This window comes from Vulcanococcus sp., from assembly GCF_044369115.1.
In the GTDB taxonomy this organism is placed as follows: domain Bacteria; phylum Cyanobacteriota; class Cyanobacteriia; order PCC-6307; family Cyanobiaceae; genus Vulcanococcus.
Map to the genome: position 1 here is coordinate 1 of NZ_JBIPMN010000085.1, position 10,769 is coordinate 10,769.

Annotated in this window: 13 protein-coding genes; 6 read left to right on the top strand and 7 right to left on the bottom strand. The window is 65.6% G+C overall.

What is annotated here, in order from left to right; all coding sequences use genetic code 11:
* The 3 genes from speA to ACIQ2E_RS08035 all read right to left on the bottom strand — a co-directional run.
* Positions 1 to 886: biosynthetic arginine decarboxylase (gene speA / locus ACIQ2E_RS08025; protein WP_398328664.1), on the bottom strand; the 886-nt coding region annotated here is incomplete at its 3' end.
* Between the two features lie 58 nt (positions 887 to 944).
* On the bottom strand, positions 945 to 1,454 hold the full coding sequence (locus ACIQ2E_RS08030) for a TA system VapC family ribonuclease toxin (protein ID WP_398328667.1): 510 nt from the start codon (positions 1,452 to 1,454) through the stop codon (positions 945 to 947).
* A complete protein-coding gene (locus tag ACIQ2E_RS08035; RefSeq protein WP_398328670.1) occupies positions 1,429 to 1,728 on the bottom strand; it encodes a hypothetical protein in 300 nt (99 codons plus the stop codon). The genes ACIQ2E_RS08030 and ACIQ2E_RS08035 overlap by 26 nt, the downstream gene beginning before the upstream one ends.
* Positions 1,729 to 1,839: 111 nt before the next feature.
* On the opposite strand from ACIQ2E_RS08035, the gene ndk reads away from it, so the two are divergent.
* Complete coding sequence (gene ndk, locus ACIQ2E_RS08040) at positions 1,840 to 2,295, top strand: nucleoside-diphosphate kinase (protein ID WP_010305500.1); 456 nt, start codon at positions 1,840 to 1,842, stop codon at positions 2,293 to 2,295.
* A gap of 1 nt (position 2,296) precedes the next feature.
* On the opposite strand, the gene thiO is transcribed toward ndk, so the two are convergent.
* Entirely contained in the window at positions 2,297 to 3,433 is a 1,137-nt protein-coding gene (gene thiO / locus ACIQ2E_RS08045) for a glycine oxidase ThiO (protein WP_398328673.1), read from the bottom strand.
* 102 nt (positions 3,434 to 3,535) lie between these two features.
* Here thiO and gatB point away from each other — a divergent pair, with 102 nt between their 5' ends.
* Positions 3,536 to 5,008 (top strand): Asp-tRNA(Asn)/Glu-tRNA(Gln) amidotransferase subunit GatB, encoded by a 1,473-nt coding sequence (gene gatB, locus ACIQ2E_RS08050; protein ID WP_398328676.1) that lies wholly within the window; start codon positions 3,536 to 3,538, stop codon positions 5,006 to 5,008.
* 154 nt (positions 5,009 to 5,162) lie between these two features.
* Here gatB and ACIQ2E_RS08055 read toward each other — a convergent pair whose 3' ends face one another.
* Both ACIQ2E_RS08055 and coaE read right to left on the bottom strand, forming a co-directional pair.
* Entirely contained in the window at positions 5,163 to 5,288 is a 126-nt protein-coding gene (locus ACIQ2E_RS08055) for a hypothetical protein (protein ID WP_398328679.1), read from the bottom strand.
* Positions 5,289 to 5,378: 90 nt separating this feature from the next.
* Entirely contained in the window at positions 5,379 to 6,002 is a 624-nt protein-coding gene (gene coaE / locus ACIQ2E_RS08060; RefSeq protein ID WP_398328682.1) for a dephospho-CoA kinase, read from the bottom strand.
* Between the two features lie 64 nt (positions 6,003 to 6,066).
* Between coaE and argJ the strand changes: the two genes are divergently transcribed.
* Positions 6,067 to 7,296, top strand: a complete 1,230-nt coding sequence (argJ, locus tag ACIQ2E_RS08065; RefSeq protein ID WP_398328685.1) for a bifunctional glutamate N-acetyltransferase/amino-acid acetyltransferase ArgJ — start codon at positions 6,067 to 6,069, stop codon at positions 7,294 to 7,296.
* A gap of 823 nt (positions 7,297 to 8,119) precedes the next feature.
* Here the strand turns inward: argJ and ACIQ2E_RS08070 are convergent.
* Positions 8,120 to 9,013: a LysR substrate-binding domain-containing protein gene (locus ACIQ2E_RS08070; RefSeq protein ID WP_398328688.1), complete on the bottom strand. Its 894-nt coding sequence runs from the start codon at positions 9,011 to 9,013 to the stop codon at positions 8,120 to 8,122.
* A 120-nt stretch (positions 9,014 to 9,133) separates the two neighbouring features.
* On the opposite strand from ACIQ2E_RS08070, the gene ACIQ2E_RS08075 reads away from it, so the two are divergent.
* The 3 genes from ACIQ2E_RS08075 to ACIQ2E_RS08085 all read left to right on the top strand — a co-directional run.
* Complete coding sequence (locus ACIQ2E_RS08075) at positions 9,134 to 9,577, top strand: hypothetical protein (protein WP_398328690.1); 444 nt, start codon at positions 9,134 to 9,136, stop codon at positions 9,575 to 9,577.
* A gap of 50 nt (positions 9,578 to 9,627) precedes the next feature.
* Positions 9,628 to 9,936 (top strand): hypothetical protein, encoded by a 309-nt coding sequence (locus tag ACIQ2E_RS08080; protein WP_398328693.1) that lies wholly within the window; start codon positions 9,628 to 9,630, stop codon positions 9,934 to 9,936.
* Positions 9,936 to 10,769 (top strand): ABC1 kinase family protein (locus tag ACIQ2E_RS08085; RefSeq protein WP_398328696.1); only part of this gene is annotated, 834 nt, incomplete at its 3' end. The genes ACIQ2E_RS08080 and ACIQ2E_RS08085, both read left to right, overlap by 1 nt.

A 10,769-nucleotide genomic window follows, 5' to 3' on the forward strand; every position in this document is an offset into this window, starting at 1 on the left:
CCACATCGAGATAGCCCATCGGCGCTCCCTGTTTGGTGAGCTCCACATAGATCTGGCCTGCTTCCTGCAGGGCGTCTTTGAGCACGGCGATGTCGTTGATCTGGCTGCCCACGTGGAAGTGGAGCAGGCGCAGATCCGCCAGCAGATCGGCCTGGCGCAGCGCCTCCACGGTGGCGAGTAGATCGGGGATCGAGAGGCCGAACTTGGCCTTGTCGCCCACGGAGCTGCCCCAGCGGCCGGTGCTGCGGCTGGAGAGCTTGGCGCGAACGCCAATGAAGGGCGCGGCTCCGAGGGCGCGGCTGGCGCTGATGATCCGCTCCACCTCATCGGCCTGCTCGATCACCACCACCGGCTGGCGGCCAAGGCGGCGGGCCAGGATCGCGGTTTCGATGTACCGCTGATCCTTGTAGCCGTTGCAGATCAACAGCGCTTCGGGGTCGTCGATCAACGAGAGGGCGATCAAGAGTTCGGCTTTGCTGCCGGCCTCCAGGCCGAAATGCCAGCGGCGGCCGCAGCTCACCAGCTCCTCCACCACGTGGCGCTGCTGGTTGCACTTCACAGGAAACACGCCCTGATAGCGGCCGGGGTAGCTGTATTGGACGAAGGCGCGTTCAAAGGCCGCGTGCAGCCGCTCCAGCCGGTCTTCGAGGATGTCGTCGAAGCGGATCAGCAGGGGCAGTCCGAGGTTGCGTCCCTCCAGCCCTTGCACCAGCTTCATCAGATCGAGACTGCCGCCTCGCTCGCCCTGCGGCTGGACGCTGATGTGCCCGCGGGCATTCACAGAGAAGTAGGGCTCTCCCCAGCGGCTGAGGCCGTAGAGCTCGGCGCTAGCAGCGGGCGTCCAGCCCTGCTGCTGGTCTGCGCTGGCGGAGGCGGCGATCACCACAGACTGCGGACGTGCGGGTAGGCCCTGATTTTGGAGTCTGCCGTCACCAGTGGGATGTTCAGGTCGCGGGCCTGGGCGATGTAGCTGCCCGCGCCCCTTTGCTTTCGTGGTTGTCAGGACGCAGAAGCTGGAGATCCAGTCCCTGGTTCTGGAACTTCAGAAAATCTTGGTCAAGGGTGATCAGACGCCAGTTCCCTCCTGCAGCGAAGGCAGCCAGATAGGCGTCCATCCAACGCTTCGGGGCTGGTTGATCCAGGCAAGCGAATCTGGTCCAGTTGGCCATCAGGTTGGGTGGTTCCTCAGCGAAAGCAACCTGTGGAAGACCCGATAGAGCCTGAAGAGCGTTGAAAGCGTCGAGATTGGTGGCTTTCTCAGCTCCGTAGGCGCTGGTCAGGGTTGGCGTGGAGGCCAGGCGGAGAAAGCTCTGTTGGGTGGAGCGGCACCAGAGCCAAGGACGATCCGGCGTTGCTTCCAGCAGGGCTCTGCGGCTCTGGAGATGGCATGGATGAGCTTCAAAGCTCACGGCCAGCCAGATGCAGGTGTCAATCAGGCAGGCCGGCACGAACACGGTCCTCCTCGGTGAGGGTGCTTTGCTCCAGCTCCAGGAGTTGCTCCAGCGAGGGCGTCACGCCGGAACTGGGGTAATCGCGGCGGAACAGAGGTAGGCCATCGGCATCGATCTCCAGAGCGCCCGAGGCTGATCGTTGTGCAGTGGCGGGTAGGTCGCTCAGCCCTTGGCGGATGTACTCGGCCACGAGGTCTTTGAACGGGCGCCCGAGGTGCAGGGCTCGTTGACGCGCCTGCTGCACCAACACATCGGGTAGATCGATGGTGGTCTTCATAGGCCCAGCTTACTGGCTTCCTTGCTTGCTGGTCTCTGGGGGTTGGCCGCTGTGCTTGCCAACGGGCAGCCCCGCCGCGGACGATGGGCCGGATCTGACGCTTCTTCTTCCATGGCCGAACGCACTTTTGTTGCCATCAAGCCCGATGGCGTGCAGCGCGGCCTGGTGGGCGAAATCCTCGGTCGTTTCGAGCGCAAGGGTTTCAAGCTGGTGGGCCTCAAGCAGCTCACCCCCAGCCGTGAGTTGGCCGAGAGCCACTACGGCGTGCACCGCGAGCGTCCTTTCTTTGCTGGACTGGTCGACTTCATCACTTCCGGCCCCGTGGTGGCCATGGTGTGGGAAGGCGACGGCGTGATCGCCAGCGCCCGCAAGCTGATCGGCGCCACCAAGCCCCTCGAGGCTGAGCCCGGAACCATCCGCGGCGACCTGGCGGTCAACATCGGCCGCAACGTGATCCATGGATCCGATGCCCCGGAAACCGCCCAGTTCGAAATCGGCCTGTGGTTCCAGCCCTCGGAGCTGAGCGACTGGACCCCCGCTGATCAGACCTGGCGCGTCGAGGGCTGATTCAGGCTTGAGCGATGAATGCCTGGAAGCGATCCCAGCGGAACGCTTCCAGCAGACCCTGTTGCTCCACCGTGCATCCAGCGCTGCTCAGGCACGCCGCCAACAACTCGGCCGTGATGGCCGCCAGCAGCACTCCGTTGCGGTGGTGCCCTGCCGCGAGCCACAGCCCCGGCATGGCGCTGGGCCCCAGCAGTGGCCCTTCATCAGGGGTACAGGGCCGGAATCCCCACCAGCGCTCCATCGGTGGCCACTGGCTGGCGGCGGGTAGCAGTGCTTCCACGCCGGCCTGCAGCTGCCGCTGGCCGAAGGGCGTCAGGCCCTCGGTGAAGCCGGCTTCCCGCTCGCTGGTGGCCCCCACCACCAACAGCCCGTCTTCCCGCGGCACCAGATAGGTGCCAGGGCCAAAAATCACCCGTTGCAGGGCCTCGCGTGGCCCCTGCAACGACACCATCTGCCCTTTCACCGGGACGATCGGCAGCTCAGGCATCAGCTGGGCACTCCAGGCGCCGCTGCAGAGCACCGCCGTGTCGGCTTGGAGGATGCGAACGTCAGCCGCGGCATCGCGCACCCGCACGCCGCACAGTCGGCCGTCCTCCCGGAGGAGCTCCAGCACCTCCACACCCTCCTGGAAGCGCACGCCCTGCTCGACGCAGGCCCGCTCCAGGGCGCGCATCAGCTGGCGGCGGTTATCGATCTGACCGTCCTGGCGGAACAGCAGCCCCGCCTGCCAGCCGGGGCCGATGCCCGGCAGTTCACGTTCCAGGCCCTGCCGGTCGAGGGGCTCCCCCCAGGCTGCTGTGGGATACACGTCCCGCTCCGCTGCCGTGGCGAAGGGCACCACGATGCCGCAGGGGCGCAAGCCGCAGCTCAGGCCGCTGTCTGCTTCGATCTGGGCCACCCAGGTGGGGATGCGCTCGAGGCTGCGCTGGCCGAGTTCCAGCAGGGCACCGCTCAGCCCTTCGGCGTGGGGGGCGAGCATGCCGGCCGCCACGAAGCCGGCTGCTTCACTGCGTCGGCGGCTGAGCACCTCCACTGGCTGGCCGCTGCGGGCCAGCTGATGGGCAACCGCCAACCCCATCAGGCCCCCGCCGAGGATCAGCAACGGGGCATCAGTGCTGGAGGCTGCTGTGGCGGCCATGGCTCCAGGGTGGGCGGCGGCGGTCCTTCAGTGTTTCAGTCCAGCCCTGCCGATGGCCACCGGCGCCCTTCCATAGGATCGGCCCACGCATGGAGAACACACATGGCTGCTGAGGCCGCCTGGGAAGCCGTGATCGGCCTGGAAACCCACGTTCAGCTGGGGACCAACAGCAAGATCTTCACCAGCGCCTCCACCGCTTTTGGTGATGACCCCAATACCCACATCGATCCGGTGGTTTGTGGTTTGCCGGGCACGTTGCCCGTGCTCAACCAGAAGGTGCTCGAGTTTGCGGTGAAGGCGGCGATGGCGCTCAACCTCAACATCGCTGAGCACAGCAAGTTCGATCGCAAGCAATATTTCTATCCCGATCTGCCGAAGAACTACCAGATCTCCCAATACGACGAACCGATCGCCGAAGACGGCTGGATCGAAGTGGAGGTGGCTGAAAAGGGCAAAGACACCTATCTCAAGCGCATCGGTATCGAGCGTCTCCATATGGAGGAGGACGCCGGCAAGCTGGTTCACGCCGGTAGCGACCGACTGGCGGGCTCCACCCACTCGCTGGTGGATTACAACCGCGCCGGCGTGGCCCTCGCCGAGATCGTGAGCAAGCCCGATCTGCGCACCGGCCGTGAGGCGGCTGAATATGCCTCTGAGATCCGCCGGATCATGCGCTATCTGGGTGTGAGCGACGGCAACATGCAGGAGGGCTCCCTCCGCTGCGACGTGAACATCTCCGTGCGTCGCGGCCCCGACGCCCCCTTCGGCACGAAGGTAGAGATCAAGAACATGAACTCCTTCTCGGCCATCCAGAAGGCGTGCGAGTACGAGATCCAGCGCCAGATCAAGGCCTACGAGGCCGGTGAGCCGGTGGTGCAGGAAACACGCCTCTGGGATGAGGGCAAGCAACTCACCAAGAGCATGCGTGGGAAGGAAGGGGCCAGTGATTACCGCTATTTCCCGGATCCCGATCTTGGCCCGATCGAGGTGAGTGCGGAGCTGCGTGAGGGCTGGAGAGCCGAGCTGCCTGAGCTGCCTGCGGCCAAGCGTCATCGCTATGCGGAGGACCTAGGCCTCTCGCAGTACGACGCCCGGGTGTTGACCGATGAGAGGCCCATGGCGGAGTTCTTTGAAGCGGCCGTGGCCGCTGGTGCCGATGCCAAGGGTGTGGCCAACTGGATCACGGGTGACATCGCGGCCTACGTGAATGCCAATCGCCTGAGCTACAGCGAACTGCCATTTCGGCCTGAGCAGGTTGCCGAGATGGTGAAGCTGATCGATGGCGGCAAGATCAGCGGCAAGATTGCCAAGGAGATCCTGCCCGAGCTGCTCGACAAGGGCGGCTCACCCGCCGCGATCGTTGAGGCGAAGGGGCTGGGCATGATCAGCGACCCTGCGGCGATTGAAGCGATCGTGGCGGAGCTGCTCGCGGCCCACCCAGAGGAGGTGGAAGCCTTCCGCGGTGGCAAGACCAAGCTGCAGGGCTTCTTCGTGGGTCAGCTGATGAAACAAACCGGCGGCAAAGCCGATCCGAAACTGGCGAACCAGATCCTCAACCAACAGCTGAAGGGCTGAGTGCGGTTCATCCCTGCATGCTGAAGAACAGCCCCCAAGCACGATTGGCTGGGGGGCTGTTGTCGCAGGCCACGAGGCCGGAGCTTCAGCGAACGCGGAACTGGCGGAAAGGGTCGGCCCGGTTGGCTATGGCTTCGCTCTGCTGCTCCTGCTGCTAAGCGTGATGGTGGTGATGCATCTCGGTGGTGTGGTTGCCATGGATGGCATTGCCGATCAGGCCACCCAAAGCGCTGCCGATCACGCTACCGGTGAAGGCTTGTTGAGCGAAGGAGCGGGTCATGGGTTTGAGGGGTGAGGAGTGGAGGAAGGAGCGACGTCCTCCTGATGACCTCACCCTCGCCGCGCTCACGGGTTCAACCGATGGCCGGGCTCACCCGTTCAGGAGCGCCGGCAGGCTCTCCAGCAGCGCGGCGGGTGCGCCGTGGTTATCGATCAGTCGATCCGCCAGGGCTCGCTTGCGCTCCAGGGGCCATTGGGCATGGATCCGCGCCAGGGCCGCGGCTTGATTCAGCCCATCGCGCGCCATCAGCCGCTGCAGTTGCTGCTCGGCGGAGCAGTCCACCAGCCACACCTCACTGCAGAGCCTCTCGAGGCCCGCCTCAAACAGCAGTGGAATCACCAGCACCACGATGGGCTGATCCGCCAGGGCGGTCAGCGCGGAGTTGAAGCGCTGCCGCACAAGCGGATGCACCAGCTGTTCCAGCCACTGCCGCTCCGCAGGCTCGGTAAACACGATCTGCCCCAGGGCGGCGCGATCGATCGCTGCTGCATCGGGTTGGCTGCCCTGGGCTTGCAGCCTGGGGCCGTAGCGCTCCAGCACAGCTAGCGCCCCGGTGCTCCCCGGCGCCAGCGCCTCCCGCGCATACACGTCCGCATCGAGCACGGGGATCTGCTGGGCCGCCAACCAGCGGGCCACGCTGCTCTTGCCGCTGGCAATGCCCCCGGTGAGGCCGATGCGGCGTTGGGAACCGCGCCAGCGGGGCGAGGAGGACATCGACGGCCTGGTGACTGGGCGATCAGCGCTCAGAATCGCAGCAATCGAGCAAGCAGTGGCTGCCGTGACTCACCCCTGGTACACCATTCCTGGAGGCGTCACGGCTCCTGAGGGCTTTCTGGCCGCCGGCATCACTGCGGGCCTGAAGGCCTCCGGCAAGCCCGATCTCTCGCTTTTACTCGCCGCGGAGGGTGCCGTGTGCGCCGGCACCTTCACCACGTCGCTGGTTCGGGCCGCTTGCGTGGATCTCTGCGCCGAACGGCTGCAGGCCAGCGGCGGCCGGGCACGGGCGGTGCTCACCAATTCCGGCCAGGCCAATGCCTGCACGGGTGATCGCGGCCTGATCGATAGCCAGCGGGCGACCCAGGCCATGGCGGATCGCCTGGGGCTAACGGCGGAGGAGGTGCTGATCTGCTCCACGGGCGTGATTGGTGTGCCGATTCCGATGGAGACCTTGCTGGCGGGTCTGGACCCCCTGGCGGCGGCCCTGAGCCGCGAAGGCGGCGCGGCAGCCGCGACCGCGATCCTGACCACGGACTTGATCGACAAGCAGATCGCCCTGGAAGCGGACCTCGGCGGCCGCACCGTGCGCATCGGCGGCATGGCCAAGGGCTCGGGAATGATCCACCCGAACATGGCCACGATGCTGGGCTACCTGACCTGTGATGCCGGCGTGCCAGCGGAGCTCTGGCAGGCGATGGTGCAGCGGGCGGTGGATCGCTCCTTCAATGCGATCACGGTGGACGGCGACACCAGCACCAACGACACGTACCTGGCGTTTGCAGCCGGTGAACCCCTGAGCCGCGAGCACTTTGAGGCGCTAGAGGCCGGCCTAACGGCGGTGTCGCAACATCTGGCCAAGGCGATCGCCCGCGATGGCGAGGGCGCCACCTGTCTGCTGGAGGTGCAGGTGGAGGGCGCCAGCGACAATGCGGCCGCCCGTGCCATTGCCCGCACCATCTGCGGCTCCTCGCTGGTGAAGTGCGCCGTGCATGGCCGCGACCCCAACTGGGGCCGGATCGTGGCTGCTGCCGGCCGCGCCGGCGTGTCCATGGATCCCGATGCCGTGGTCCTCTGGCTGGGAGAGCATCAATTGATGGCGGCCGGTCAGCCCCTGGCCTTTGATCGCCCGGCGGCCTCGGCCTACATGCGCGATCGCGCGGCCGGTGCCTACCTCCAGGACGACACGGTGCTGATCCGCATCCACGTGGGTGCAGGTCAGGGCTCAGGCCGCGCCTGGGGATGCGACCTGTCGGATCAATATGTGCGCATCAACGCCGATTACACGACGTAAATCGGGCCCGGTGATCGCAGCGGATCTGCAGGCATCCAGTGAGAAGCAGGACGAACATCTCAACGGACCTTCGTAAGGCGCTCTGCATGGGCGGCATCTTTGCCGTCAGCACCGTGCTCCCCGTAAAGATTCAGCACCTTGCAGCTCACCTTGCAGCTCACCTTGCAAGCATCAGGCCTTTCGCATCTGCTGAGGTCTTGGGGCATTCGCTTCAGGTGCTCGGATGCTTCTTGCTGCTCTCGGTGCTGATCTGGGCTACCAGGAGCGAACCGCATTCCGTCAGCCCCCTGTTGGCCTACCCACCCCACTACAGCGAGACGGTGACGGTCCATATCGCCGGTCTGGCACTGGGAGTGGTGCTAATGCTGACCTGATGTGACGCACTGAGCAACCTGGCGAACCAGCAAGACACCAGGCAATCGAACCACTGACCCCATACCGTGAGCCCATTGCTCAAAACGTGATGAAGCGCCTGTTGCTCGCTGCACTGACCGCTGTGACGCTCCTGAGCGCAACCAGCGCCAGGGCTCACCACGATGCAGACCACAAGCACCAAGACACCAGCACCCAGGCAGGTGGCAAGCGGTGATTGCTCATCCTTTGTGGACCCTGGTGCCCTGGGCGGTCTTTGCCATTGCCGCTGGGCTCAAGTTCTGGACGATCACCTCGGACTTCCGTAGGCGCTCTCTGAGCGCGGCCTCCAGCACCGATCAAGTCCGGCAGGCCTTGGAGCGGATCTGGATGCAGGATGCTCAGCGCCGATAACGCGAGTGGCCCTGTTCCTCGGGGTGACGTTGCTAGCCGGATCCAAGCAGATCACCGACTACACGACGTAAGCCACAGGGCTGCGGTGCACGGTCACCTCGGGATGCGGGGCGGCCAACTGGCTGAGGTGATCACTCAGCAGGTTGAACAGTTCTTGAGTGCGCGGGTGATCGCGGTAGGCATCACGCACCATCAGCACATCGCCAACTTCGATGGGTAGGCGCTGCGGAAGCCTGACCCACTCCTCGCCGAAGAGATGCAGCGTGAGCGGGGAGGAGTAGCCGATCAGCATCGATTCCACCGGCTCCTGGCCAAACCAGGAGGCTTGTTTCATGGCCTGTTCCCGCTCTGCGCTGGGCAGCAGGCAGCATTGGCGCAGCATGCTTTCAAAGATCGGGAAGCTGCCCTTGGGCAGAGGCAGCACGGGGTAAGGCAAGAGTTCATCCCAGGCGATCGGATTGCGCCGATCCGCCAGTGGGTGGCCCACAGGCACCATCAGATGCATGGGCATGGTGGTGAGCTGCAGGGCAGTGAGCCCGTCACGCACGGGTGCATCCGGCGCTGAGCAGATCCAGGCATCGATCACCCCTTCTTCCAGCAGTGCGAGGGGTTGTTCGTAATCGAGCTGGTTGAAATTGCCGCGTTGCCAGTTGCTGAGCTCCAGCCCCTCCAGGCCTGGTGCCGACCAATGCTGGGCTTCCAGCCTCAGGGTGCAGCGCCGGCTCCAGCGCCATCGCTGATGCACGGAGCGCTCCAGGTTGAGCAGCTCGGTGTCGCCGATCAGCCGCCATTCGCCGCGGCTGCGGGCTAGCTCTAGGCCGAACACCTCCAGGCAGCGGCGGCTGTTGCGGCTCACGGTGGGCTGCGCGCAGGCCAGAGCGTCCGCAGCCCGTTGGCCTGTGCGTAGCCAGATGAGGTGATCGAGCGCGGCGAGGCAGTCGAGTGAGATCACAACTGCCTCCCCAAGACGCGCTGCCGAAATTAAGCCGTCAGCACGGCGCTGCCCTCTGTCATTCACCGCATCCACACAGGCCGGCGTTGCTTAGAGTTGGTCCCCTGATGCGGGCCGCGGATGGCACGGGTGTCGGAGCCGACCCAGCCTCGGCCGCAGCAGATCTGGAAAGGCCCCCTCATTGCTGGGGTGTGTTTTGGCCTGGCCTATGGCGTCGCCCAGCGGTTGCTCAGCTTCAACGTGAGCGAGTTGATTCGCTTCGGCCCAGGTTTTGATGTGCAGGTGTTCCCCGGCACGAGCCTGGAGAGCCTGAAGCTGCGCTTTGGCGATGCCCAGGGGGAAATCCGCGGCGATTTAGAGCTTCAGGAGCTGGAGCGTCAGCAGGAGCTGGAGGCCAGGCAGCGCGCTGCAGCGGCCAAGCAGGCCGAAGCAGAGCTAGAGCGCGCCACCGAGATCGAACCGCCGAGTGAGCCTGAGCTTCCGGCTGCGCCTTCAGCTCCTGTGGCAGAACCGGTGACTCCGCCCCCGTCCACACCGCCACAGCCTCCCGCTCCCCAGCTCTGATCTGCCACAGTTTCAGCAGATCACGCCTGGCCTCGGCCCGGACGGCCGCCATGAGCACTCCCCAGACCCTTGTGCAGGCAGCACTGAACCGGTTATCGGCCCGCCTGGGCAGTGGCTTGGCCGATGCGGCAGCTGGCCTGGCGGTGTTGGCTCAGGATGCGCCGGAACGGTTCCGGCAGGAATGGGATCTGTTCCGCGAAGAGGTGGAGCTTGAGGCCCAGCGCCTGGAGCGCGGCGAGCCTGTGGCATCTTCTGACGCCTCAACCTCAGATCCGGTGCCTGCCGATCCTCAGCACCAGATCGATCAGCTGCGTGCTCAGGTGGCGCGGGTGGCCCGTCGGCTTGAGGAGCAGCCCTGATGCCTGCCGTGATGCAGGCTGTGCGCAGCGCCACACGCGTGCTGCGTATCTGGGCGGCTGTGGTGCAGCTACTGTTCGGGCTCTGGCTCGATGCTCGCGACTGGAGCTATCTCGGTGGGGCTACCGCCGAGCGCCGCGCTACCCGGCAGCGGCGCCGGGCTCGCTGGCTCACCGCCGAGTTGCTCAGCCTCGGCTCGGCCTTCATCAAGCTGGGCCAGTTGCTCTCGGCTCGCCCCGATGTGCTCCCCGCCAGCTGGGTGGAGGAGTTGTCGCGCCTGCAGGACAGCGTTCCGGCCTTCTCGTTCCAGACGGCCCAGGCGCTGCTGGAGCAGGAGCTGGGTGAGCGCTGCGCCGAAATCATTGATCTCGATCCCGAGCCCCTCGGGGCCGCGAGCCTCGCCCAGGTGCATCGCGCCAGCCTGCGCAGCGGCCGCCAGGTGGTGCTCAAAATTCAGCGTCCGGGCCTGGAGCGTCTGTTCCGCCTCGATCTGGAGGTGATGCAGCAGGTGGCGGCTGTGCTGCAGCGCCATCCCACCTGGGGCGTGGGGCGCGATTGGGTGTCGATCGCTCAGGAGTGCCGGCGGGTGCTGCTGCGGGAGCTTGATTTCCGCCTGGAGGCAGAGCATGCCGCCCGCTTTCGTCAGCAATTTCTCGATGACCCCGGCATTCGCATTCCGGCGGTGGTGTGGGAGCTCACCACCCGCCGCGTGCTCTGCCTGGATTACGTGCCCGGTATCAAGATCACCGACCGAACGGCGATCCTCGAAGCGGGCATCGATCCCGCTGCGGTGGCGGAGAAGGGTGCTGCCAGCTACCTGCAGCAACTGGTGCGT